Consider the following 24,673-nt stretch of genomic DNA (forward strand, 5'->3'; position numbering starts at 1 on the left):
CAATGGGTATATCGATGACAAAAGCATAGTGGGCCAGGGCCCACCATGTAGAGTTATACCACTGTTTCGCTCTTCTCACAAGCAGCGCAGGGCTGATGCAACGTCTGCCTCCGGCGGTGGGGTGTAGAGCGGCGAAGTCGCTCCACACCCCACCGCCGGAGGCAGATCACAGCAAAACCAGCACAATCGCCAGCGTCAAAATGCTCACCACATTTGAGAACAAGACCGTTGCCGTCACAAATTCCGGTAACAGTTTATTCTCCATCGCAATGATCGAAACCAGCACAGCCGTAGGCATACTGGCCTGCAAAATCCCAACATTGCGTTCGAGGGCTGGCAGCATAAACCAACCGACCGTCGCAAACGCGAGCACTGGCCCGCTGATAAGCCGGATCGAACTCGAAATCAGCAGATCGGCACTGAGTTTAGGCACCCCGGCATTCGCTAGTTGCACGCCAAGCACAAGCAGCATCGTCGGGATCAGCGCCCCAGAGAGCAGATCAAGCGGGCGACTCACCACGGTCGGCAAGGCAATTCCCGACCAGTTCACGAGCAAGGCCGGAAACAGCGCAAGCAGAGCCGGGGTCTTGAAGACCTGAATGACAATGCGCATGCTAAACCCATGGCTAAAATTGGCTGCCGAGACACAGACAATAAAGGCAAGCACAAGATTAGCAAGGAAGTAGATCGTGGCAATGCCAAGCGCCTCGGGGCCTTCGGCAAATTGAATGATTGGCAGCCCAAAATTGCCAACATTGCCAAACGCTGCGATCATTACATAGGCTGCCGTCATCGCGGCTGAACGGCGTAAGAGACGTGCGGTGACAAAGGCGATGACAATTGAACCCAGGTAGACCAGGGTAATGAACCCAATCATTCGCCCTGCCAGCGCAGCTTCAATGCGGGTCTGGCTGAGCACATTGAAGACAAATGCCGGGGTGAGAATAAAATAGGCCAGACGCGAAAGGGTACGTGCCTCGAATTGAAGCCGCGGCCCGGTGATGTAGCCAAGCAAGACAAGTGCAAAGACGGGCACAAGCACGTTGAGAAAGATTCCGGGCAACTGGGTCATGATGATCTGCTCCTGCGGCAACCGTATCTTCGTGGGGCAACAACCTGTCAATGATACCATCAGTTATTGCCCCACGAATCAACGGCTTTTTTCTTTCTCTCTCTTGCCCGCACTTGCACGGTATGCTACAATTGCTTTTACAAAAGGTATGGTTCGCTTGAGCGATCGAGACTGGCTGTAGAGTTGCCCGCAAAGTAGGAGTTGCGTCATGCCTGATGGCTCTGGCCGCAATCCAGCAATCGTGCTCGTTGAAGATGAGCCCGATATTCTGATCATTTTGCACCGTCTCATGCGTGATATGACCGGTGGCTACGACATTATCACTGTGAATGGCGGTGCCGATGCCCTGGCGCAGATCGCCCTGCGTCCCGTTCCGCTGGTTATTACCGACTACAATATGCCAGGTATGAATGGCTTGCAGTTGGCCTCGGCCATCAAAGAGACATCGCCCGATACTCGTGTGGTGATGATTACGGCTTATGCAACGCCGGAGCTTGAAAAACGCGCTCGCGAGCAGCGCGTTGATTATTATCTGCCCAAACCATTTGCCCTCGATCGCCTTGAGCAGATTGTTCGTGATGTCCTTCGTTAGGCGCTGTTTCAGATAGCACGTATTGCATCGTGTGACTGTGAGCACTCTGTCACGTTGTTCTCATTGATTGCTTCCACTGCACCGAGTAGGATGCCTTCGCATGTTTAGATGCGGAGGTATCGTTATGCAAAGTGTGATCAATCTCTTTCCGCTTATCTTGCTCGGGGTGATGTGTCTGTTGACCTTCATCCTCTTACCTTTAACCCGGGAAGAGACGCCGTATAGGCAAGAGGAACGCCAGCGTACTGATCGTTTGAAGGTACCAGTGCGTGATGAGACTTAGTTGTATTGGCAGGAGAGAAGCTATGTCAGCAGCGTCACTGCCTCCAATTATTCAAGGGGGAATGGGCGTCGCAATTTCGGATTGGCGACTCGCCCGCGCCGTTGCACGCTGCGGTCAACTGGGGGTCGTCTCGGGGACGGGGGTTGATACGGTGTTGATGCGGCGGCTGCAGGATGGCGATCCTGGCGGGCATATGCGTCGTGCTATGGCGCAGTTTCCGATGCCCCATGTCGTCGAGCGGATGCTCGAACGCTATTTTCTGCCGGAAGGCCGCCCCCCTAACACACCTTATGCCCTTTTGCCGATGTTTCGGCAAGAGACACCGCGTGCCCGCCAGGAGATCGCGATGCTCGGGGCTTTCGTTGAGGTGACGTTGGCGCGCGAGGGTCATCAGGGGCCGATTGGCATGAACCTGTTGACCAAGGTGCAATTGCCTAATCTCCCGATGCTCTATGGGTCAATCCTGGCTGGGGTTGATGTGGTTTTGATGGGGGCGGGCATTCCCCGTGATATTCCTGCGGCCCTTGATGCCCTGGCCCTTCATCAGCCTGCGACGATTGCCTTTGATGTCGAGGGGTTGGCGGCGGGGGCCAATGCGTTGCTGCGCCTTGATCCAGGTGAGTACTGGGAAGGCCCCAAGCCGACGTTGCGTCGCCCCGCTTTTTTGGCAATTATTGCGAGTAATTCGCTCGCAACGATGCTGGCGCGTAAGGCGAGTGGCCGCGTTGATGGGTTCGTTGTGGAAGGCCCGACCGCCGGCGGTCACAATGCGCCCCCCCGCGGCGAAATGCAGTTGAACGAGGAGGGTGAGCCAGTCTATGGCCCCCGTGATGCGGTTGACCTCGCGAAGATCCGTGAGCTTGGCTTGCCCTTCTGGGTCGCCGGTGGCGTTGGTACCCCCGAGGGCTTGCGGCAAGCCCAGGCTGCCGGGGCGGTTGGCATTCAAGTGGGCACCCTCTTTGCGTTTTGTGAAGATTCGGGCCTTGCTCCTGAATATCGAGCTTCGATTCTGACCGCTGCGGTGCGTGGTGAAGTGCAGGTACGTACCGATCCGCGTGCGTCACCGACCGGGTATCCCTTTAAGGTGGTGCATTGGTCAGACGATCCGGCGGCTGAAAAACCGCGCGAACGCATCTGCGACCTCGGGTATTTGCGCTCGGCCTATGTAACACCTGAGGGTGAGATTGGGTTCCGCTGCGCCAGTGAGCCGATTGCTGCGTTTGTGCAAAAAGGTGGGGCTGTCGAAGAGACCGAGGGGCGTAAGTGCCTCTGCAATGCGCTGATGGCCAATGTGGGCTTTGCCCAACGGCGCCGCGATGGCAGCATCGAGCCGCCTCTCTTGACGAGTGGCGACGATTTGCAGCATATTGGTGCCTTCCTCGGGGGGCGCACGAGCTACACAGCCGGTGATGTGATTGATTATCTGCTCGGTGAGCGTTGAACGCTCACTGAGCAGATAGGCAAGACCGCGCCCTTACATTAACGACGAACTTCTTCGTCACGGTTGGGTTGGGGCAGGCGACGGCTGATCTGGCTTCCAAGCGCCATGGCACCCTGGATCGTCCATTCGCGTACCTGGGTGCTAGCCTGGTGCCAGACCGATTCTTGCACGCCTTTCGCCGCTTTGGGCAGGCGCTGCAGTTTTTCGTGTGCCTCGGCCTGGGTGCGCTTGAACAGTGCAGGATCGGCGTGTAGACGGGCGGCAAGCGCACGTCGTTGCGCAAAATCCTCCTCGGTTACATACACTTCGAATGACCGCAAGCCGGCCAATTGAAAGTTGTGTTTCTTGAAGAGCCGGTAGATCTCCTTGACCCGCTCGATCGAAATATTGCGCCCGAGCGTATAGTCCTCGAAGCGTCCATCCATAGCAAGCAAGGCGGTTTCGGCAAGACAGGCGTACGCGGTGCCACGGGGCAGGCCAATGTCGTAGCCGATGTCGGTGACGCCCGGAATCAAGACCTCACCGCTCTCGATCACAAGCACATCCGGCCTGAGCGCGGCTTCGGCGGGGCTGATATCAGGTGGGCGCGCCACATCGCAGATCACGGCACCGGGTTTGCAGCGGCTAATATCAATAATGCGCTGCCCAAAAGCCGAGGTTGCCGTCACAATCAGATCACACTGCTCTACCATATCTTCCGTATGGGTCGCAATGACCACCCGCGAGCCGGGGGTTTCTGCTTCGATTGCACGTTTCAGGGCGATCAGCTTTTCGGGCTCGATCGAGACCAGTACTACATCATGAATCGCCTGCGCCAGCAGACGTGCACAGACCGACCCGATCGAACCGGTTGCCCCGATGATCATCGCTCGTCCGTGGGCAAGATCCGTCGCTCCCATCTTGATCACGGCCTGTTTGGCCGCTTCGAGGGTGGCCGCGACCGTCAAACTATTGCCACTGGTGATCGCTATCTCGGCTTCGTGGGCCACCGTAATGCCAGCGTCGCCAACAACACTGGTAAACGCACCGAGGCCCATCAGGCGTGCGCCGAGGCGTTCAGACATCCGGGCGGCGATATTCAACTGGCGATAGGTAAACCGCTCGTGGTGGCGCATCATCTGGCGTGGGGTTGCCCCCAGGCTGATCAAGTGACCTTCGATCCGTTGATCCGTGGTGGGCGAGACTCCGCCCTTGATCTTGCCCAGATAGAGGGGCGGGAAATAGGCCGCCACAGCCTCCACCAGACTATCAGGGAGATAGCGTGTCCAGCGAAACAATTTGTGCTGATGGATGAACTTCACGTTCAGTGGGTGGATGACAAAAGCAAAACGATTGATCCCTGCTTCACTTGCTTGCAACGGATAGACCGAGGGGGTCCAGTTCAATTCGGCCAGCAGATCAAGATACGTATCTTCGCGGAGGGGGGCATCGGGCGAGGGGCGTAGCGCGACGAGGGCGGCCTCGATAGCCGCCGCCGAGCTATGCCGTGGATCAGCCCCTTCAAGCAGTGCATCGAAGAGCGCAACCACCAGCGAAACCCCTCGGTCGCGCAAGTCAGCGCGATCTTCTTTGGTCACAGCGGTTGTCACCACAAGTTTGTGTTTGAGGTCGCGGGGGGCCCAGCGCCGGATCAGATCAACATCACCGGCAAGCACATCGGCCCAGCGGAACTGGGCCGCTGCACGACGACCACCATTCGTGACCGTCGGATGCGCAAGCTGGGCAAAGCTGAGTTCGCGCAGACGGTCAAGGGTTGGCCCAGCCAGGCTATCGAGGGTGATACGACTCCCGATCCCAGGTAGGGCCGGCACCCCAAAATAGAGCACCGGATCGGCATAACGGACGGCCCCGACGCGACGATCAAGCGCATGGCTGAGGCCTTCGTGGTTGAGGCCAGGCACCATCAGCACGCGTTTCTGGCTGAAGATGCCGGGTTGAGCTTTCTCGACCAAGGTCACGGCCCAGCGTTCGAGCATCGCCCGTGCCCCGCTGCCATCCACCGTGGGCGTATGGTGCGCCGCTGTCAGCAGCCGTTGACCAGGTGGATAGGCCCGGCTCGCATTGCCCAGGCGTAAACGGCCAGGCATCCCTTCAAGACCAATGGCATCTACCTGTCCATCGTGCGCGAGAATCAACTCACGGGCCTGATCAAGATCACCGGCACACCCGATGCGGCGCATCGTTATCGCCTGCCCTAACAGTTTGACCGTAAGCTGCTCATCACCTCGACCCGGATGAATAATCACGATCGTTTTCACAGACACCTCATTGTATGTAAGCGGCCGACTCTCCAGCGTCGACCATATAGACGTATACCATCAAGCGTAACTGGTCGTATGTGGCTCAGGTGACGCCTATACCCGCTATATTGTACCCTCATTATCAACTTCTTGCGCAAGCGGGGCTGTTGCTTGCCAGACAAAATATCGCGCCCAGCGCCCGAGTTCCTGGGAACCCTGGCGCTGGGCGCGATGAAACCGACAGGCGTTCTTACTGCTGGATAAAGGGCAAATAGGTGTTGATTTTCAACACACGGTCAGACTCACGACCAACGAGTGCATTACGATACATAAAGAGCAGGCCGGTCTGTGATGGCGACGCTGCAGCCCCCTCGGGGCTTGACGTCCACGCCACGTTGACGCTGCCAGCAGGAGGCACATCAACAAAGCGGTCAGCTTCGGGGATGGCATAACGCGACAACCCAGGCGTGTACTGATACGATCCGCTACAAACGCCATTCACCTTGGGGGCACAATCCCAGAGCCCACCGAAGTAGGCATCAAAGGCGAAGACGCTGAAGCTGAAGGGTTGCCCTGGGGTGATCCCGATCGACGCGGCATCCATCGGCAGAATAAAGTTCTGCGTATTGAACGTCGAGTCGATGAAGTAGGCGGGGAACAGGCTGTTATCAGAGAGGTCAACCACAAAGACCACGTTGCGTCCATCGCTGCCATTGAGCGCGAGATCGGCGTTGAAGATGACATAGTCATCGGTGCCGTCGTTATTCGCATCAATGTAGATGTCGATCTCGACCGGGTACTGACTTGCCCGATACGGCTCATCCCAGAGGGTCACGGCAAACTCGAGGAAATCACTCGGGCTCACCGCCGTCGTTGTACGGACACCGATCTCTTTCAGATCAACGATGGTCGTATTGCACCCGGGTTCAAAGCCAACCGAGGCACAGTCACCGACGGTAAAGCCATAATCATTGGCATCCGCGACGATGAGATCGAAGATGTCAACGGTGCCGGTGATCGCCGCTGCGGCATTGTTGAGCATGGTCGTCTCGGAGAGCCAGTTGGTTGCGCTAAGTGACACGTCAGCCGCAGCCTTGGGCAGCACATGCCAGACGACATGGATCGGAGCCCCGCTGGTCGGCGTGATGGTCACGTGGCCATCGTACTCTTGGAACGTCAGGGCAGCGCCATTCGCCCCAAGCGAACCCTTATTCACCACCCATGGATGCAAGGTGGCGGGATCGATCGTCATCACCACAGGCACATCCACGGTACCATTGGCCGGAATGGTGACCTCTGACTGCCCTGGCGTGACCACCACACCCTGATCGGCATCTTGCGCATAGCGGAAGACCGATGCGAGGGTCACGGTCTGTGCGGCATTCGCCAGGTTCTTGATCGTCAGAGTTCGGGTCAAGGTCTGGTTCGCGGCAACCGGCTGATAGCCAAAGGACATACTGCCCGTCCAGGCCAGCGACGAAGCACTGGTGCTATCCCAGGCCACGAGCGTGCTCGAGTAGGCTGCACTTGCATCAACTTGACCGCCACCAATGCGGGTAATTGGCGCGAGCACCGTACCAGGATCGCCCTGCCAGATCTCCAGGTTGCCCGTATTCATCAGCAGCGCTTTGTACTGCTGCACGATCAGGGTATCCGTGTAGACCTGCTTGAGCAACGCGGCCACACCCGAGACCATCGGCGCGGCCCCAGAGGTACCACCAAACGGCCCGGTTGCGGCCCCGCCAGCAGCGATCGCCGAAATCGAAGCACCAGGCGCACCAATGTCGGGCTTGATCACATTATCGTGATTACGTGGGCCACGCGACGAACTGCCGACGATCGTATTCGCCAGATTGATCGCATCGGCCGGATCGACCCCGGCAACCACGCTATTCGCAATCTGCGCCTTGAGCAGGTTCGAGGCAGCCTGGCTGATAACAAACGATGGAATGGTGATGGGTCGGTCACCGCCATCGCCGAACTCAGAGGGGTCACCAGGGGCGATAAGGCCGATCAACGAGATCGCCGCACCAGCTGCCGATGCATTTACGGCTTTGAGGGTGAAAAAACACCCCCCGCGATCAGCCAGCACCACCGAACCGGTCAGAGGGGTGGTATACGGCGCACATCCGTTGGTATTGGAACCATCCGGGTTGCCATAGACAACGGAACCTTGGATCAAGACATTCGGTGGGGGCACTGACCAGTTCTGGAAGACAGCGGCATTGATCGTGCCACTGACCGTACTGCTCGCATAGAAGAGCGGATAGCGCGTCGCCGAGGGCACGGCGGTCTGCGCCACACTCAGCACCCCATCGCCCATCGAGGGGCTGCCCACGATGAAAGGCTTGTCTGCCGAGTTACCAGCCGACGCGACGACAATAATGCCCATGCCAGCCGCCCGATTCGAGAAGTAGGTGAGATCATCCTCGGGTTGCCCGTAAGGCGAACCGAGCGACATATTGATCACATCAACCGGATCAACGGTGGCGGGATCGCGGTCGAGATCGGCAGCATTGTCAACCGAAGCCAGCAACGCCAGACCGTTACATGCGGAACTGAACGACGCACAGGCCTTGAAGCCATAGATCTCGGCTTCAGGAGCGACACCGACACCCTTGGCGGGGTACGCACCATCTTCATTGGTGCCTGCCGGATAGCCAAGGCCACCGATGATGTCGGCGACGTGGGTGCCGTGGCCTTCAAAGTCAATCGGGTTGCTATCGGTGATAATAGTCGTATTGGTCGAACCATTCCACTGCTCACCGAGCCAGTCAAAGCCACCCTTGATGCGCGGGGCCGCCGGGCCAAAGAGCGCCGGATCGGCGGGTTGCGCATAGGCACAATCAGGATCGTGGGCAGCTGCGCGATCACAATCAGGGCTATCGCCATAGTAGGCGGCTTCCCAGCCAGCCTCGGTTCCTGGGCCACCAAAAGCCAGGTGGCTAAAGTCAATCCCCGAGTCAATGACGGCAACTTTGACCCCAGCACCGGTGACATCTAGGCTTTGCAGCGTGCTGGCCCCGATGAAGGGCACCGTCTCGGTCAGGTCACGCGTGTAATTGCGCACATGCGACAGGCGCTCGACACCAGCGATGCGGCTCACGCGACCGGCAAGATTGGCCGGCATCTGCACGGCAATGCCGCTGCTGAGCGTCGTGAAACGATGGATCACCGTTCCACCAAGGGCCTCAATCTCACTGCCGACCCGTGTCTGCACCTGCGCAATGCGGTTGGCATACGCCGTGCGCTGGGCCGCACTAATGCTCACCTGCTCGACCAAGGCGGGCATATCGAGATAAACCACCACGTCAATCACCTCGTCGCCCAGCGCTTCGAGGGTGGGAATGGTGGTGTCCTCACCACGTTGGGCAGCCGGAATCACTGCACCACGAGGGGCGATCCGATCACGGGCAACCAGGCCAGCGATCAGCGCCGCATCTTCGGGGGACACCCGCTCATACAGGAATGCGTCCAGATCCACTTCTGAGACAGGGACAATCCGTTCTGGCGCGGCGGTGAACGAACCGCTGCCCAGATTGCTTTGCGCAAACGTGAACGCAAAGCCCGACACTAGCATTGTCAAGGCTAGTGTGACCAATAACCAACGACCACGACCCACCATTCGTGCCTCCTTCAATATACCCAACGAGCCAACATTGGCTGATGAGAGCAAGCGATGAAGCCTATCAGGTGGCACAACTCCGCAGTTGTGGCACGTGACCAGCCTGGATGTTCACAACCCAGATGAATGCAGACTGCAAGGCAAGACTAATGAGCAGTACAATTCGACAACGTACTGACATCTGAACGTGTGGAGTATAGAAATGATGATGTGTGAGGAGGGTAGAAACCATATGTTTGATGTGTATGGCAATCTGGTTGCCTATTGTACCATTACTTGGTTCATTTTGGGAGAGCTTTGTTTTTTCTGGGGCCACAGGCCCCCAGGTATTCTGCTTGTGTGTGCCAAAACAGCCAGCTTCGCTGGCTGTTTTGGCGCGCACAAGCAGTCTACATGTTCTGAGTGTCTGCTTCTGAACCCGCCGAGGCAAGCATGGCGCATGCGAGTTCAAGGGCCTGGTCGCGGGTGGTGATTTCGCCCGCCGCTTGCGCTTCGGCGATCGCATGGAGCAGTGTCCCGAGTTGTGGTCCCTGTTTTAGATTGCATGCAGCCATTAATTCATGGCCGTTGAGCAAAGGTTGGCGTTTTGTCATCGGGGGGGCATAGTAGTGTTGCAACAGCAGTTCAACCCAGGCCAGATGGGTCTGCCATCCTGCGAGATCGAGGTTTGGCCCTCGCGTTGCCAGGTGATCGGCGAGTTCATGGAGTAAGAGGTCAGGCCCGGCGTCACCGAGGTCACGGAAGAGGCGGGCAACCGCACGCATGGTAAGTACCTCACTGGTGCGGAGTTGGCCGGGGCGCATGTGTTCGCGGATGATCAGCGTGACGTAGCGGCCATCCCGCCGACTCAGGCGCAAACGCCGCACGGCCAGCGTGGCGCGCTCGGCACCGAGACTCTGGTGTCCATAGAAGGTAACGGTGCCGTCGGGATGGGCGACACGGGTCAGTGGTTTGGCATTGTCGTGCAAGAGCGCGGCCAGTTTGAGGAGCGCGGCGCGGCGGTAGTGCCCTGCACCACAGGGGGTGCCCAGCAACGGGGCCAATGTTTCAGCAAAGGGCAAGTTGCGCGTTATGCCCGGGTGCGTCTGCACCGCAACGGGAAGCCAGGCTGAACCAGGCCTGGCGTCCGTCGCTTCGCCAGCTTGATCATCTGTGTTATCGCCCAGGTCAGTGGTTCGCTCACCAAACAAACCACTGAGCAACCAATCAAGGGCGGCGACGGTTTCCAGGCTATGGGCCAGGACAGGCAGAAAGTGGACAATTGGTTGACTACAGGTACGGGCGGCTTCGAGTTCGGGCAAAATGACAGTGAGCGCACCGCAGGCATCGAGGTAGCGCAACCAGGGGGCAGACACCGGGGCATCGAGCAATTTGAGCAACTCGTCGCTGATGCGTTCAGCGGCCACGTTTACCAGCGCCGGGGCGGTGGCAAGCATGAGTGGAAGCAAAGATGCATGTGGTTGTACCCCGAGGCGCGCACAAAAGCGAGCGGCCCGGACAACACGCAGCGGATCATCAGCAAGACTTGTCGGGCTACACGGACGGAGCAACCCGGCCCGCAGATCGGCGAGCCCCCCGGTTGGATCGAGCCAGGCCGCATCGGGCACGCCATCAGCCAGGGCAGCAGTTGGCTGCTGCCAAAAGTTGAGGGGTAATGCCAATGCGTTGAGCGTAAAATCACGGAGCGCGAGATCTGCTTCGATGGTCGGCGCGCGCAGACCGGCCAGATCGAGCGTGAGCGGTTGTGCCCCAGTGATGACGACCCGACCAGTCGCCCGGGCTTCGTCAAGCCCGACAAACGAGGCCCCCCGCGCATCAGCATAGGCACGGGCAAGCCGATAGCCATCGGTTGCCACAGCAATGTCCAGGTCAGTGGGGACCTCACCACGAGCGAGATCGCGGGCGGCCCCCCCGACGAGCCATGCCTCAACGCCGTGTGCGGCACAGAAATGGGCCAGATCAGCAAGGTTTGTATGGAGATCTTGCATTGTGTTTAGCCAAAATATCGATCAGATCACGCTTTGTATGCATGATACACGATACGTGGCGCATCAACCGGGGCTGGCTCCCAGCGAGGAGTAAGGCGAGTGACGAGGGTAAGCCCAGCGGCAGTGATCGCGGCTTGAACGTCCTCGTCTGACCAGGCGCGCTCGGTATGGGTTTCGCTACCAGGCCACCAGCGCCCGGTATCATCACGGACAAACCAGCCAATGTGGCCTGTCGCAAGGCGACGATCTGGATCATAGTTGAGGCGATTATACACGAGGATGCCCTGGTCATCATAGACGACCTGATCGCTCTCGGTCCAGGTCTTGAATTCGTGCTCGGTATTGAGGTCGAAAAAGAGTGAGCCGCCAGGCTTGAGCAGATGGCTTGCCCTGGTCAAAACCTGAGCAAGTTCGTTATCAGCTGTCAAATAGTTGAGACTATCATAGAGACAGGTGATGAGGTCAAAGCTTGCGGGTTCGAGGGCTGATTGATGCGGTGAAGGGCCTGTTGGTGTACGAGAGGGCAACGCACGCAGATCGGCCTCGATCAGAGTCACCGCGAAACCGGCTGCCCGGGCACGGGCGTGAGCGAAGGCCAGCATCTGGGGCGAGCGATCAACGCCGACGGTTGTGATCCCGGCGGCAGCAAAGACGAAGGTAGCCGCCCCCGTCCCACAGGCAAGATCAAGCGCCCGTCTGGGCATGTGGGGCAACGCTGCCAGGATGCGCTTGGCAAGAGTGGCCGCAAAAGCGGTCTGGCCGATGGCATCATAGATAGATGCGTAGTCATGGTAGATCACGGCTTAGGCGGCGAGTTGCTCCCACTGGGCATATTTGGCGGCAAGTAGCGTCTCAAGCTCGGCGTATTGTGTGCCAAGGTCGGTGATCTGCTTGATATTCTGGGCCACACTGGCGGCTTCTAGCTCGGTTTTGAGCCGCCCAAGCTCTTGTTCGAGCAGGGCAACTTCTTGTTCGAGCAGGGCAAGACGTCGCTTCCGCTGACGTTCTTCGGGATTTTGGCGAATGGGCTCGGGCCGGGCCGCCTGCGACGTCGGCAAAGCTTTGGGTAACTCGGGTTCCCGTGGTTCGGGTTCCCGGGGCACCCGGGCCGCTTCAGCTTCACGGCTGGTAACAAAATCGGTATAACCACCGATATATTCCCGGACACGGCCCTGGTCGACGAACCAGATCTTATCGGCGAGCGCATCAATGAAATAGCGGTCGTGGGACACAAAGAGGATCGAACCGGGATATTCTTTGAGCACCCCCTCAAGCGCTTCACGGGCACCGATATCGAGGTGATTGGTTGGCTCGTCGAGGATCAGCAAATTGCCAGGCAGCAACGTCAGTTGGGCGAGCGCCACCCGCGAGCGCTCACCGCCACTCAGGTCGCCGACCCGCTTGAAGACATCATCGCCACTGAAGAGGAAACGACCAAGCAGATTGCGGGCGGCAGGCTCGCCAAGGTTTGGACGAACCCTGGTCAATTCTTCAATCACGGTCGCATTCCAATCGAGCACATCGTGGCCTTGCGCATAGTAGCCAGGGTGAACCTGGTGGCCGAGCCGCGGATGCCCTTGGAGGGGCTTGAGTTCATTGAGGATTGTGCGCAACAACGTTGTCTTGCCGCTGCCATTGGGTCCAAGGAGCGCGACCCGGTCGCCACGATGCATCGCCACATCATCGGCGCGGAGCAAGACGCGTGGCTCAGAGTCATTGGTGCGATCACCAGGGTACCCAATCACCAGTTTATCGAGGGCAAGTACAAGCTCACCGCTACGCAACTGCGTATCGAGGAAGAGGCGTAATTTGGCCTGATCCTTTGGGCGTTGCACCAGGCTATCACGCTTGAGACGATCGAGGCGTTTCTCACGGCCTTTCGCCTCGCGGGCACGCTGACCGGCCTTGTAGCGTCGAATAAAATCCTCTGTTTTGGCGATGTAATCCTGCTGCGCCTGAAATTCCTTGAGACGCCGCTCCATCCGTTCAGCCTTGAGTTCCAGATATTTATTGTAGGCAGCAGGGTACTCTTCGAGGCGACCGGCATCTATTTCGAGTGTACGTTTTGTCACGCGATCGAGGAAGTAGCGGTCGTGCGAAATAACGATCAGCGTACCGTCCCAATTGCGCAGAAACTGCTCGAGCCACTCGAGCGCCTGCATATCGAGGTGATTGGTCGGCTCATCGAGGAGCAACAGATCGGGGTCTGAAAGCAGCGTTGCCGCTAAGGCTGCACGGGTCTTCTGACCACCAGAAAACTGACTGAGGCGCTGTTGGTGCTGAGCCTCGTGAAAGCCCAGGCCCTGGAGGGTTCGCTTGATGCGCGGCTCGATCTCATAGCCGCCGCCGTGCTCAAAGCGTGCGCTTAACTCACCATACGCTTCCATCGCCTCGGCCCAACCAGGGGCATCGGTCGCGGCAATGACTGGCTCGAGCGCAAGCATCTCGGCCTGCAGATCGGCCAGATTGCTCAGCGCCGCCTCCATCTCTTCCCATAGCGTCCGGTCACCTTGAAAGCGCACCTCTTGGGCCAGATAGGCCACACGCAGGCCACGCGCCGCAGCGACCTGACCACTATCGGCTGCCTCGAGACCACCAATGATTTTGAGCAACGTACTCTTGCCGGCACCATTGACGCCAACAAGGGCCACTTTATCACCACGGGCAACCTGAAAGCTCAGATCCTGAAAGATCTGCTCGGCACCATAATACTTGCCCAGATTGCCAACACTTAACAACGTCATAGCACGCCTGAAAACTTTCTCGTACGGATACAATCACCATCACGTATCATTATACCATTGCCCGTGCCAAACACCGGCCTTTGCCCCATGCCACTCGACCTTCTGCGCTGGTTTGGCGAGCTTTGCTCGCCAAGCCAGCGCAGAATATCTACAAACCCTGTAACCTTTTTGTGCAACGCTGCATCATATCAGCAAAGAAGCGTGCAAAGCGCACAACTGGAAACAAAACGTCTCGATTCTAGGAGGATGGTCTGTATGTTGAATGTTGCACAACGTTGGTTTGGTCTGCGGCGGGATCTTGGTGAGCGCTATTCACCCCTCTATTTTCTGGCCTCGCTGGGGAACGGAGGCATGGCGGTTGCGTTTTTCATTTATCTGAACTTCATGGTACCGCACCCCCAGACGCCGATTGTCACCTTCGATAGCATTGCGGCGTTCTTGAATGGTGCTGGTGTCGTACAGAGCTTCCTGGTCTTCTTGGGCATGGCAGCCATTCTCTTCTTTGCTTTCCGCCATCTGCGCCTGCTCTTCTGGAATTTGCGCGAGTACGCTGCCTTTCGCCGCACGCCGGCCTACGAGCGGATGTTGAACAACAACAGCGCTGTTGCGACGATGGCCCTGCCATTGACGTTGGGCATGACGGTGAACGTGCTCTTTGCAACCGGGGCCGTCTTTGTGCCGGGTCTCTGGAACATTGTCGAGTATCTCTTCCCCTTCTCGTTGACCGCTCTGCTGCTGGTTGGCATTCTGGCCCTGCGGATCTTCATGAACTACTTTGGCCGGATGCTGATGGCAGGCAACTTTGATTACGACAAAAACAACAGCTTTAGCCAGCTGCAGGCGGCGATGGCCTTCTCAATGGTAGCCGTTGGTCTGGCTGCACCTGCCGCAATGAGTGGCAACAAGATCACGATTACGGTCAGCATTCTGGCCTCAATGCTCTTCCTTGGTGCCGCCGTCTTGATTGGCCTGCCCAAGATGATCCTCGGCCTGCGTGGGATGCTGCTGAACGGTCTGAACCTCGAAGCTGGTGCAAGTCTCTGGATCCCCATTCCAATCCTGACGCTGGCGGGGATTGCCCTGCTGCGCATCAGCCACGGTCTGCATCACGGCTTTGGCCTGCACACCACCGAGCCGGGGATGATGTTCTTGCTGACGGGCTCGATCCTGATGTTGCAGCTGAACTTTGCGGTGGGTGGTTTCATTGTCCTGCACAAAGTCGGCTACTTCCGCACCTACCTGATGGGTGAAGGCCGCAGCCCGGCGAGCTATGCGCTGATCTGCCCCGGTGTCGCCCTCTTCGTCTTCGGAATGTTCTTCTTGCACGTTGGTCTGGTACAGAACGGCGTCGTTGACAAGTTCTCGTTTGGCTACTATGCCGTGCTTGCACCGCTGGTTGCCATCCAGATCGTCACAATTGCCTCAATTTTCCAACTGGATAGCAAGCTCATCCGACCTGAGGTCGCGGCTGCCCCGGCGGTTGATCCTGTCGCAGCGCGATAATCTGTGAAGTACTATGGTGCTTCGTGACAGACAAGCAGGCCAGCTTAGCTGGCCTGCTTGTCTGTCACGAAGCACCATGACGCAAAGGTCATGTTACAATAGCGAGAATGCTGGTCGTTGTTGGCTCGACCACGCTAGGTTTCGATCACAACACCTATGGACGCTGTGCTGGTGCTTGAGGATGGACGGGTGTTTCCGGGGCGTTCGTTTGGGGCGACCGGTGAACGCATTGGTGAGGTTGTTTTTCATACGGGGATGACTGGCTATCAGGAGATCCTGACTGATCCGTCGTATAGCGGGCAGTTGGTGACGATGACGGCCCCCCATATTGGCAATACTGGGGTGAATGATTTTGATCCCGAGTCGTTCAAGCCCCAGGTGGCTGGTTTCATTGTTCGTGCGTATAGCGAGGATTATAGTTCGTGGCGCGCCCGCGGCAGCCTGGCGCAGTTGCTGCGCGACCACCAGATTGTGGCGATTGCCGAGATTGATACACGCGCTCTGACCCGCCATATCCGTACGGCAGGGGCCATGCGCGGCATTCTTTCAACCACTGGTGAGGCGGTGGCAACCCTGCTTGCCAAGACCCGCCAGGCCCCTTCTATGGAAGGCCTCGATCTGACGAGGGTGGTGACCTGCGATGAGTCCTATGGTTGGAGTGAAGGGTCGGCCCCGTTTGGGCCAGATTATGGCACGACACTGCTGCCACCCCTGACTCGCCATGTGGTCGCGTATGATTTCGGGCTCAAGCGCACCATTCTGCGCCGCCTGGCCGATCACGGCTGTCGGGTCACGGTTGTTCCGGCGCAGACTCCGGCCAGCGAGGTGCTGGCGATGCAGCCTGATGGGGTCTTCTATTCCAATGGGCCGGGTGATCCTGCAGCGGCAGCCTATGCGGTCGAGACGCTACGCGGGTTGCTCGGCAAGGTGCCCGTCTTTGGCATTTGCCTGGGGCATCAGTTGATGGGGTTGGCACTCGGCGGGCGCACCTACAAACTTCCGTTTGGGCATCACGGGGCCAATCATCCCGTCCGCTATCTGCCCACCGGGCGGGTCGAGATTACGTCGCAAAACCATGGGTTTGCTGTTGATCCCGACAGTTTGCCAGCCGAGGTGGAGATTACCCACATCAATCTGAATGATCAGACGGTCGAAGGGTTGCGCCATCCTGGTCTGCGCTGTTTCAGTGTGCAGTACCATCCCGAAGCCGGGCCCGGCCCGCACGATGCAACGTACCTCTTCCGCGACTTTGTCAGCATCATGGAGGGCAAAGGTTGACTGAGACGCCAGAGGGCGACGTTGATCCGCGGAACCGCCTGAATGAGTTGACGGGGCGCGAGTGGGTCTATGCGTTGCGTTCGGTGATCAGTACGGCGTATCCAACCAGCGGACCCGAGAGCTATGCCCACGATCTGCGGCGGAAGCACCCTTCGCCCAAGCCACCGCAGTTGTTGGCCGAACTGGTGCGTTTTTTTACACGACGTGATGGGCGCGTGCTTGATCCCTTTGCCGGCGTGGGCGGTACCTTGATCGCCTGTTCCCTCGAAGGACGGCAGGCGGTAGGGGTTGACCTGGAACCGCAGTATGGCACGATCTACCAGGCAGTCTGTGAACGCCTCGGTCTCGCTCCACAACCCTACCTGATTGGGGATGCCCGGCGTCTGACGAGCATCCCCGAGGTGCAGGCAAAACCGTTTGACCTGATTCTGACGGATCCGCCGTACGCTGCGATGCAGGCGCGTGCGAAGACCGGGGAGCGCAAAAAACGGGGGCAAGGTGCCGCAACACCCTTTACGCATTCACCCGACGATCTGGGCAACCTCGCGTATAACGCCTTCCTCGACGCCTTGCACGACATCGTGGCAGAGGCCCTCACCCTGCTCAAACCCCGCGGGCACCTCGTCCTCTTCACCAAAGATCTCCAACCAACCGCCGAACACCACAACATGCTGCATGCCGACATCGTTGCAAAGCTGCGCCAGCTCCCAGCGCTAGAATATCGTGGCTATCGCATCTGGCACGACCAGAGCATGAACCTCTACCCGTTTGGGTATCCCTTTGCGTTTGTTGCCAACCAGCACCATCAGTTCATCTTGATCTTTCGCTATCTCCCAGCATAAGGGCAAGGCACCCGCTTCAAAGAGTTTGACGCAGAGGCGCAGAGGTTTGTGGGGTATCGCTCTGCGCAGGATTGCGTTGCGCGATTGTGCCCGGCCCGTACTACGGTGGCGTGATGCGTTCCCAGCGTGATTGCATCGTCGCCTGGCTCGGATGCGTCAGATCGAGCGTGGCTGTCCAGCGATAGGAACGGGGCCATGCGGTGAAATCAGCGGCCATCAAGTAGATCAACTGCACGGTCCATTTTGACTCATTCGGATACCAGCCGCCACTGGGGATTGCTTCGAGCGTGACCGTTGACCCCTGACGCTTCAGCGCATACTCGCCAATCACCTGGCCGACGCTCGGGTCTGCCGCGATGGTAAAGATGCCCGACGTTGAGGCCCCCTCAGCTAGATTGACCAGATTGGGCAACGGGGGTGTAAAAGCAACCGTGACTTCGTGGTCGTTGAAACTGCGACGTAGCTGCGTAATCTCGGGTTGGCCCTGATTATCACCGAGCTCAACGGTGAGCTCACCGAGCCGCGCCTCGGTCGCGCTGAGGTGTTCGAGGGGCGTCATGGGGCCGTCATAGGCCGGGTTGAGCGTGGCGATGACGGGATCAGGGCTATAGCGCATGAAATACATCCGCGTGCCATCAATCGGTACGGGCATTTTATCAGGCGTATGGCTCTTCCCATCGATCAGCAGCGTGACCTCGGTTGCGGCCTGGCGGACAAAATAGAAGTCATGCAGCAACACGAGCGGCAGGGCTGAAGGCGACGTTGCGGCCTGGCCCATTGGTGCAAGCAGGCCAAAGGGACGTCGTGGCGCGGGGTTACGTTCGCTAATCGCCACTTCAATCGAGCGCCCTAACGCATCCTCAAAGGCAAACGCGGCTTCGACCCCGGTTTCCGTGACACGAAAAGAGGCGTCAGCCAGGGGGCGTTCGAGCATCAGATTCAGCCCATCGCCAGCAATCGCGTAAGTCGCAGGATCAAGCCGCACGCCGGGTTGGTGGTAGACGTCCACCTTACCATCAACCCGCCAGGCAATCACAATCAAACCAGTGCCATGGCGTTCATCATCAAAAACTTGTGGTTCAAAGCCCAGATAGATCGCATCCGGATCTTCGCCAAAATTGATCAGCAGCAAGCGCTGCATCGGATCAATCTCAAGCTGAAACGGCGTATAGAGTGGCCCGGTTGCGGTACCAGCATAGATTGACGGAGGGTTTGTTGTCGTCGCAGGTATAGGAACAGGCCGTGTACGCGCACGCAACACATATGTCACAAGCGCACTGATACTCAGCACACCAACAATAACCATGAGCAGCAAGAAGCGATGACGACTACGACGTGGGCTATGGTTAGGCGTAGCTTGAATCATAGCGGTAGATTTCCTTTCGTACTCGGGAGAGGTGGGAACCTACGGTTCCAAATACCCCGCCAGAGAGTCGGCCACAGGCTCGCGCTTAGGCTCAGTATACACGATAAAGTTTGGGTGATGAGCCACCTTAATGGTCTTTCAGGGCATAATCCGGTATGCGCGGCACGGGCTAGACCTCACAGGTCTGTTAGACCTTGTGTGAGAGGCCGCCCTCCCCCGCTGGGCAGGCGCGCCGAAACGAAAGATCTGTGAGGTCTGGTCGAGCGGATTCATTTCTGGAAGACCATTAAGGCGGGCGAGGGACGGTGCTACAATGAGGCGTTGGGTTCATGGCATATTTGATGGGCTGATGAAAGGTCTGTCATGCTGATAGTGCAAGCGCTGCTTTTTAGTGCCGTGCAATGTTGCCTTCTGATCTTCTGCGGTCTTGGCTTGGCGATGCTGGTGTTGCCAGCAACGTTGCGTGACCATGAAATGACCCTGGCGCCTGCGTTCGGGCTGGCGTTTCTGGCGATCATAGGGTTCTATGGGACAATCACTGGTTTTACGCTGCGCATGATCCTGCCGGTCGCGCTGCTAGTTAGTGGCGGTTTACTGGTTAGCGCAATGATGACCCGGAAGCACAAACGGCTTCCAGGAATCTTGCCAGTAGGTGAGCTACTGCCCTTGCTTGGAATCAGCATGGTGTGCTGGCTGCTCTGTGTTGCGCCTGCATTGGCTTTTGGGCGTCTGATGTCGTTTGGCTATGGGCTCGATGTTGAATTTTATATGTCGCTGGCGGCTTATCTCAAAGAGTATAGCTATCCGACGCTGGCCACCGCCCCGGCTGGCCCGCTCCGTTCATTGCTGCTGAATCAGCCCATTCATCTGATCGCGTTTGGCGCAACCTATGCCCAGGGCATAGCCGATCTTGTTGGGGGATGGGAGAGTTGGGATAGCTGGATGCCGTTTCAGGCTACCCTGCGGAGCGTTGGGTTGCTGGCGCTCTATGCGTTGCTGCGAGGTGCCCTCGGTGTGCAACGAGCAGGTGCGTTGCTGGGGGTAGCCTTGACGGCCCTGAGTAGTCTGTTGCTCTGGTTGACCTATAACAACTTTAGCGCGAGTCTCGCTGCGCTGGCTGTATTGCCCGCGGCGCTTGCCGTGACGCTGCTGGCCCTGCAAGAGGGTGGTAAGCGAACAATCTTTGGAGCTGGTTTGTTGATGGGCGGGCTCACCTGTCTCTACTGGCCGATCCTGACGGCTTTTGGGGCGCTGGGGCTAGGATTGGGGCTTGCAGCGCTCATTGCCCGTCGCGATGCGCCTGGAGCAATCGTGATGCGCGGCGTTGCGTTGCTGGCACTTGGCGGGATCATTGGGTTGGTGCCGAATCTGCGTGCGCCCGAGGCTTTCCCTGGGATGTTTGAGGCGGAAGCCCCGTTTATGGGGATCGACTTTCTTGTGCCACCACCGATCCTGGCTGGCTGGCTGCGTTTTACCCATCCCGAGCCAATCGATCCGACGGGTACTGAAGTGGGGCTAGGCTGGCTGGCCCTGGTCGCAGGCGCACTGCTGCTTGGGCACGGTGTCTGGCGTGGTACAACGCAGCGTGGGGCAACGCTTGGACTCGCCCTATGCGCGCTGATCTATCTGCTGGGGTTGCGTTTTGTGGTCGCCTATCCGTATGGCTACTTTCGTGGGGCAAGCTATATGGCCCCACTGCTGCTTGGGTTAGCCGGTGCCGGCATTGGCGCAACTGGTGCCGCAGTCGGTCAGCGCCGCGTGGTTCAGGTCGTCGGTGCGATGTTAGCATTGGTTGTGCTTGTGGCAAGCAGCACGGCTAGCCTCGGGACAACACGAACGTATGCGAGTGGGCCACGGGGCTATAGCCTTGCGACTGATGATCTGCGCCATCTTGCGACCGATCTCGTGCAACCCGGCCCGGTCTTCTTCTCACCAGCCGCAGCTACCGCACTCTGTGGCACGACGCAGGGGGCCTGGGCCTACTGGTTGCGTGATCGTCCGCTGGAGGGGTTCGTGCGGGGGACTTTTGCCTCAAGTGACAATCCACGCGGCGCGGCAATGCCCGCCTACGCGGTTCTGCTGCATGACGAAAACCCGCTCGACCACGGCTTTGCAACCCAGGCCCTCTGGCGCGATGAGTTGGTCGCAGTCTATCCTGCCCCCGCTGAACGCATCGCCTGGCTAAGCGGCCTGAAACCGTATCACGTCGCACCGGCCTGCCCCGCAACCGTGACGAATCGCTTCCGCGCCAGCCACGGGCTGGGAGCGTATATAGCTGCGGCACCTGAAGAGCCCCTGGAGATCTATGCTTCTGCTGAGAGCTTGAGCCTTGCCCCGGTCTCTGATCTCACACCAGCCAAAAATAACTTTGAATTGGCGCTTGTCTCGCTGATCACCCAGACCATCGATCTCACGATAGGCAACGAAACGCAGCGTCTTAACCTCACGCCCGGGCTGAACATTTATCAGACCGGCACCATATCAGTGCCAGTGCGCGTTGTCTTGCAACCAGCCGCTGAACCCGTGCAGATGCACTGGGCCGCTCTCGAAAAGAGCAAGCTCAAAGCCTCTAGCCTCAAACCTGCCCGCAATCGGCTCATCCTTGATGTCACGACCAGCACGAGCCCGCTTGAGACCGAGGCCGAGATTGATCTGCGCATACGTAATCAGAGCACGCAACAGTTACGGCTTGCCATCGAGATCTACGAAGAAGTCACAGGCTACCGTGGAACCCCCGGTCATTATGCCGGCACAACAATGACCCTGCCCGATGATGGCGACTACCAGCTGCGCCTTGATCTCCAGACCCCGGCGGCGGATCTCGATGGCACAGATATCGATCTGCAAGCCATTGACCTGCGCGACGGGCAATACTTCGCCAGTCTCTGGGTGTACCAGGGCGAACAGATACGCCGGTTCATTCCGCTCGTCGCCTTTGCGCGGCGCAATGGCCTGGTCGAAGATATCGAACCACTGAGTGCCAATACGGTAGCGGTAACGATTGACCCACCCGCGCAGACGCTTGAAGCCACCTTTGGCGCGCTTGCCTCGCTGGAAGGCTACGAACTGAGTGAAGAACGGCTGCGTGGTGGCGACAACCTGCGGCTCAGCTTGCTCTGGCGGGCCGAGGCACCGGCAACGCAACCCTACCTCGTCTTTGTACAACTGCTTGACGCCAACGAGCAAAAAATCGCCCAATGGGACGGATTAGCCGGTGGCGACTGGCGGCCCATCAGCGTATGGCAACCGGGCGAACGACTTTGGCAAGACATACCTCTGACAATCGCACCGGATGCACCTCCGGGCCGTTATCGTGTTGTCATCGGATTATATGATCCGGGAACGGGTGAACGGCTTGCGCTTGACAACAACGGCGACATGCTAACCCTGACTGAGGTAGAGGTGAGCGACGTATCTGCTCGGCCACAGTGATCCGTTCATGCTCTGTTGCCAGAATTGTAAAGATGATGTATAGTGTATGCACAGGTATTGCACAATATCTTCACAGATACGTTATCGTGGAAAATAGTGAATAGAGAGAAAGAAGAAACACCCATGCAGATCTATGATTTTGAAGCACCGTTGTTGGACAACACCCCACAGTCGCTTGCCGCCTATCAAGGCAAAGTCGTCCTGATTGTCAATGTTGCCAGCAAATGTGGTTTTGCGCCGCAATACGCTGGGCTCGAGGCGTTGTATGAGCGGTATAAAGATGATGGCCTGGTCATCCTTGGGTTTCCGTGCAACCAGTTTGGCTTTCAAGAGCCAGGCAACGCCGAAGATATCCAACAGTTTTGTTCGATGACCTACGGGGTCAACTTTCCGATTTTTGCCAAAGTTGACGTGAATGGCCCGACGGCCCATCCGCTCTATGACTACCTCAAGCGTGCCCAACCTGGCTTTCTGGGGAGCGAGGCAATCAAATGGAACTTCACCAAATTCCTGATTGACCGTAACGGAACCGTTCGGCGGCGCTATGCCCCGACCGACACCCCCGAAGCGATTGAGCGCGACCTTATCGAACTCTTGAAAGCCAAGGCCCCCGAAGCCGTGCTATAGATGCAAGAGGGTAACGCAAAAAGGCCAGCAACGCTGGCCTTTTTGCGTTGCCCTCGACAAAACTTACCCCTTGACGCGACGCATGATCGCCTCAACATCAAGGCCAGCCTGTTTCGCAAGACGGATCTGCTCAAGCAGACGTGCTTCAGCTTCAGCTTTGCGCGTCTCGGCATCAGTGAGGCGGCGTCGGTCGTCGTCAGCTATCAGCAAGCGATCCTCGCGGGCCTGATCTTCAGTCCACTTCCACACTTGCTCAAAAAAGAGGCCAGTTTCACGAAAGAGTAGCGTAAAGATCCCGGTATTATTCTCACCGACCGGACGATTGCTCATAACACGCTCCTTGAAATCAAGCTCCGCTGCCCCTATTGTATGACGTGGGAGGCAAAAAGTCAACGCAAAGAACGTGACCGGTTGTGAAACTACACCACTCTTTTATATTGCATTTGCGTAGATGTGATGCTATAATCCAGCGAGCAATGGTTTGCATATATGAAATGGGGGCAGCAATGAGGGCATTGCACCAGTTTCGTTCACCGATGGCTCAGACGGCAGCGAGGCGTTATATTGATCTCGGTGGGCAAGCGGTTCATATCTTTCAATTTGCTGCACCTGTCGATCTGGCGTATGAATACTTCTGCGATGTCCCAGCCGTCTTCGAACTCTTGCCCGATGCCCTGAGTTGTTATCCGTATGGGCCAGACCGCTATCGTTTGACCGTCGGGGCAACTGACGGGCATGGACACAATATGGCGGCGGTCTTTGATCTCTATGCACACCACGAGCCTGGCAAGGCTATTCGGATCCATCCAGCCAAGGATGGACCCCCTCTTTCTGCCGACGAGGGCCTGTTCCACGGCTCACTCTCGGCCGATGCGTTCTTTCGGCCAGGGCGTGATTGTACCCTCATTGAGTATGCCGTTGAGATTGACATGTCGATCCCGGTGCCCAATGTGCTGCGGATGATGCCAACGACCCTGCTTCAGTCGATTGGCGAACGCACGATGTCTTTCAAGATGACCCAGATGCTCAATGGTTTTACCCGCGGCATTACCAATGATTTCCATCTCTGGGCCAATGGGGTAGCCTAAAACGAAAGCCTGGCTCCTGCGATGAAGAAGCGGCGCGAGAACCTCGTTCTCGCGCCGCTTCTTGCTTCCCACGCATGCGTTACCAGCGCGAGCCACCACCAACCTGACGCTCAGCAAGGCTTTCAAGCGAAGCTTTGAAGGTCACCGTGCCAAGCGTGATCATGCTTCCTTCTTCGATGCGTTGCTGGGACGTGACTGGTTCGCCATTGACAAAGACGGTAGCCCGAGGATCAAGCGGCACAATAAACCAGCGATCAAGGATCGTCCGCAATTCGGCATGAAGGGGCAAAATGAGGCGATCCAGCAAGATCATGTCACATCCCGGGGTAGAGCCGATAATGGTACTACGACCAGTTACAACGGTTGTTTCGCCAACACGTGAGCCTGAAACACCAAGCAATGCGAGTGCGCGTGCCATGTCACTCTACTTTCTACCAGAGGAAAATTTTTGTTGTGGATCTTTAACTACTATAGTGCCGGCGTGTGTTGATGTCAAGATGGAACGAAGGAATAAACTTTGTTGACGCTTATTGGTGCCCATGGTACAATGTC

Annotated in this window: 18 protein-coding genes; 9 read left to right on the top strand and 9 right to left on the bottom strand. The window is 57.9% G+C overall.

What is annotated here, in order from left to right:
- Window positions 1–166: 166 nt before the first annotated feature.
- Window positions 167–1,072 (bottom strand): AEC family transporter, encoded by a 906-nt coding sequence (locus A9Q02_RS20370; protein ID WP_097654912.1) that lies wholly within the window; start codon window positions 1,070–1,072, stop codon window positions 167–169.
- A gap of 208 nt (window positions 1,073–1,280) precedes the next feature.
- Here A9Q02_RS20370 and A9Q02_RS20375 point away from each other — a divergent pair, with 208 nt between their 5' ends.
- From A9Q02_RS20375 to A9Q02_RS20380, 3 genes are all read left to right on the top strand, one after another.
- Window positions 1,281–1,664 carry a response regulator gene (locus tag A9Q02_RS20375; protein WP_097654913.1) on the top strand — a complete coding sequence of 128 codons (384 nt, stop codon included), beginning with the start codon at window positions 1,281–1,283 and terminating at the stop codon, window positions 1,662–1,664.
- Window positions 1,665–1,788: 124 nt separating this feature from the next.
- The gene (locus A9Q02_RS24460) at window positions 1,789–1,947 is read left to right on the top strand and encodes a hypothetical protein (protein WP_167857574.1); all 159 of its coding nucleotides are present in this window, start codon (window positions 1,789–1,791) and stop codon (window positions 1,945–1,947) included.
- 22 nt (window positions 1,948–1,969) lie between these two features.
- On the top strand, window positions 1,970–3,388 hold the full coding sequence (locus A9Q02_RS20380; protein ID WP_097654914.1) for a nitronate monooxygenase: 1,419 nt from the start codon (window positions 1,970–1,972) through the stop codon (window positions 3,386–3,388).
- Window positions 3,389–3,426: 38 nt separating this feature from the next.
- On the opposite strand, the gene A9Q02_RS20385 is transcribed toward A9Q02_RS20380, so the two are convergent.
- The 5 genes from A9Q02_RS20385 to A9Q02_RS20405 all read right to left on the bottom strand — a co-directional run bounded on the left by A9Q02_RS20385 (window position 3,427) and on the right by A9Q02_RS20405 (window position 13,985).
- Entirely contained in the window at window positions 3,427–5,646 is a 2,220-nt protein-coding gene (locus tag A9Q02_RS20385) for a serine carboxypeptidase (protein WP_216361570.1), read from the bottom strand.
- Between the two features lie 232 nt (window positions 5,647–5,878).
- A complete protein-coding gene (locus A9Q02_RS20390) occupies window positions 5,879–9,253 on the bottom strand; it encodes a S8 family serine peptidase (RefSeq protein WP_097654915.1) in 3,375 nt (1,124 codons plus the stop codon).
- Between the two features lie 389 nt (window positions 9,254–9,642).
- Window positions 9,643–11,241 (bottom strand): tRNA nucleotidyltransferase/poly(A) polymerase-related protein, encoded by a 1,599-nt coding sequence (locus A9Q02_RS20395; protein ID WP_097654916.1) that lies wholly within the window; start codon window positions 11,239–11,241, stop codon window positions 9,643–9,645.
- Between the two features lie 26 nt (window positions 11,242–11,267).
- Window positions 11,268–12,041, bottom strand: a complete 774-nt coding sequence (locus A9Q02_RS20400; protein ID WP_097654917.1) for a class I SAM-dependent DNA methyltransferase — start codon at window positions 12,039–12,041, stop codon at window positions 11,268–11,270.
- A gap of 3 nt (window positions 12,042–12,044) precedes the next feature.
- Window positions 12,045–13,985: an ABC-F family ATP-binding cassette domain-containing protein gene (locus A9Q02_RS20405; RefSeq protein ID WP_097654918.1), complete on the bottom strand. Its 1,941-nt coding sequence runs from the start codon at window positions 13,983–13,985 to the stop codon at window positions 12,045–12,047.
- A gap of 255 nt (window positions 13,986–14,240) precedes the next feature.
- On the opposite strand from A9Q02_RS20405, the gene A9Q02_RS20410 reads away from it, so the two are divergent.
- The 3 genes from A9Q02_RS20410 (at window position 14,241) to A9Q02_RS20420 (ending at window position 17,608) form a co-directional block, all read left to right on the top strand.
- The gene (locus tag A9Q02_RS20410; RefSeq protein WP_097654919.1) at window positions 14,241–15,488 is read left to right on the top strand and encodes a TsoY family (seleno)protein; all 1,248 of its coding nucleotides are present in this window, start codon (window positions 14,241–14,243) and stop codon (window positions 15,486–15,488) included.
- A 156-nt stretch (window positions 15,489–15,644) separates the two neighbouring features.
- Window positions 15,645–16,766, top strand: a complete 1,122-nt coding sequence (carA, locus tag A9Q02_RS20415; protein WP_097654920.1) for a glutamine-hydrolyzing carbamoyl-phosphate synthase small subunit — start codon at window positions 15,645–15,647, stop codon at window positions 16,764–16,766.
- Window positions 16,763–17,608: a TRM11 family SAM-dependent methyltransferase gene (locus A9Q02_RS20420; RefSeq protein WP_097654921.1), complete on the top strand. Its 846-nt coding sequence runs from the start codon at window positions 16,763–16,765 to the stop codon at window positions 17,606–17,608. Before carA ends, A9Q02_RS20420 begins: the two co-directional genes overlap by 4 nt.
- 100 nt (window positions 17,609–17,708) lie before the next feature.
- Here A9Q02_RS20420 and A9Q02_RS20425 read toward each other — a convergent pair whose 3' ends face one another.
- A complete protein-coding gene (locus A9Q02_RS20425) occupies window positions 17,709–18,974 on the bottom strand; it encodes a hypothetical protein (protein ID WP_097654922.1) in 1,266 nt (421 codons plus the stop codon).
- 363 nt (window positions 18,975–19,337) lie between these two features.
- Between A9Q02_RS20425 and A9Q02_RS20430 the strand changes: the two genes are divergently transcribed.
- Both A9Q02_RS20430 and A9Q02_RS20435 read left to right on the top strand, forming a co-directional pair.
- Window positions 19,338–22,406: a hypothetical protein gene (locus A9Q02_RS20430; RefSeq protein ID WP_097654923.1), complete on the top strand. Its 3,069-nt coding sequence runs from the start codon at window positions 19,338–19,340 to the stop codon at window positions 22,404–22,406.
- 123 nt (window positions 22,407–22,529) lie between these two features.
- Complete coding sequence (locus A9Q02_RS20435) at window positions 22,530–23,033, top strand: glutathione peroxidase (RefSeq protein ID WP_097654924.1); 504 nt, start codon at window positions 22,530–22,532, stop codon at window positions 23,031–23,033.
- Window positions 23,034–23,096: 63 nt separating this feature from the next.
- Here A9Q02_RS20435 and A9Q02_RS20440 read toward each other — a convergent pair whose 3' ends face one another.
- Window positions 23,097–23,363 (bottom strand): hypothetical protein, encoded by a 267-nt coding sequence (locus A9Q02_RS20440; RefSeq protein WP_097654925.1) that lies wholly within the window; start codon window positions 23,361–23,363, stop codon window positions 23,097–23,099.
- A gap of 176 nt (window positions 23,364–23,539) precedes the next feature.
- Here A9Q02_RS20440 and A9Q02_RS20445 point away from each other — a divergent pair, with 176 nt between their 5' ends.
- Window positions 23,540–24,121, top strand: a complete 582-nt coding sequence (locus tag A9Q02_RS20445) for a DUF1997 domain-containing protein (RefSeq protein ID WP_245860787.1) — start codon at window positions 23,540–23,542, stop codon at window positions 24,119–24,121.
- A gap of 79 nt (window positions 24,122–24,200) precedes the next feature.
- Here the strand turns inward: A9Q02_RS20445 and A9Q02_RS20450 are convergent, their stop codons facing one another.
- Complete coding sequence (locus A9Q02_RS20450) at window positions 24,201–24,539, bottom strand: FHA domain-containing protein (protein WP_097654926.1); 339 nt, start codon at window positions 24,537–24,539, stop codon at window positions 24,201–24,203.
- Window positions 24,540–24,673 lie beyond the last annotated feature (134 nt).

It is taken from the genome of Candidatus Chloroploca asiatica, from assembly GCF_002532075.1.
Taxonomy (GTDB): Bacteria; Chloroflexota; Chloroflexia; order Chloroflexales; family Chloroflexaceae; genus Chloroploca; species Chloroploca asiatica.

Coding starts and splice junctions, on each gene's coding strand:
- A9Q02_RS20370 (WP_097654912.1), bottom strand. CDS start 1,072: ATGACCCAGTTGCCCGGAATCTTTCTCAACGTGCTTGTGCCCGTCTTT.
- A9Q02_RS20375 (WP_097654913.1), top strand. CDS start 1,281: ATGCCTGATGGCTCTGGCCGCAATCCAGCAATCGTGCTCGTTGAAGAT.
- A9Q02_RS24460 (WP_167857574.1), top strand. CDS start 1,789: ATGCAAAGTGTGATCAATCTCTTTCCGCTTATCTTGCTCGGGGTGATG.
- A9Q02_RS20380 (WP_097654914.1), top strand. CDS start 1,970: ATGTCAGCAGCGTCACTGCCTCCAATTATTCAAGGGGGAATGGGCGTC.
- A9Q02_RS20390 (WP_097654915.1), bottom strand. CDS start 9,253: ATGGTGGGTCGTGGTCGTTGGTTATTGGTCACACTAGCCTTGACAATG.
- A9Q02_RS20395 (WP_097654916.1), bottom strand. CDS start 11,241: ATGCAAGATCTCCATACAAACCTTGCTGATCTGGCCCATTTCTGTGCC.
- A9Q02_RS20405 (WP_097654918.1), bottom strand. CDS start 13,985: ATGACGTTGTTAAGTGTTGGCAATCTGGGCAAGTATTATGGTGCCGAG.
- A9Q02_RS20410 (WP_097654919.1), top strand. CDS start 14,241: ATGTTGAATGTTGCACAACGTTGGTTTGGTCTGCGGCGGGATCTTGGT.
- carA (WP_097654920.1), top strand. CDS start 15,645: ATGGACGCTGTGCTGGTGCTTGAGGATGGACGGGTGTTTCCGGGGCGT.
- A9Q02_RS20425 (WP_097654922.1), bottom strand. CDS start 18,974: ATGATTCAAGCTACGCCTAACCATAGCCCACGTCGTAGTCGTCATCGC.
- A9Q02_RS20430 (WP_097654923.1), top strand. CDS start 19,338: ATGCTGATAGTGCAAGCGCTGCTTTTTAGTGCCGTGCAATGTTGCCTT.
- A9Q02_RS20435 (WP_097654924.1), top strand. CDS start 22,530: ATGCAGATCTATGATTTTGAAGCACCGTTGTTGGACAACACCCCACAG.
- A9Q02_RS20440 (WP_097654925.1), bottom strand. CDS start 23,363: ATGAGCAATCGTCCGGTCGGTGAGAATAATACCGGGATCTTTACGCTA.
- A9Q02_RS20445 (WP_245860787.1), top strand. CDS start 23,540: ATGAGGGCATTGCACCAGTTTCGTTCACCGATGGCTCAGACGGCAGCG.
- A9Q02_RS20450 (WP_097654926.1), bottom strand. CDS start 24,539: ATGGCACGCGCACTCGCATTGCTTGGTGTTTCAGGCTCACGTGTTGGC.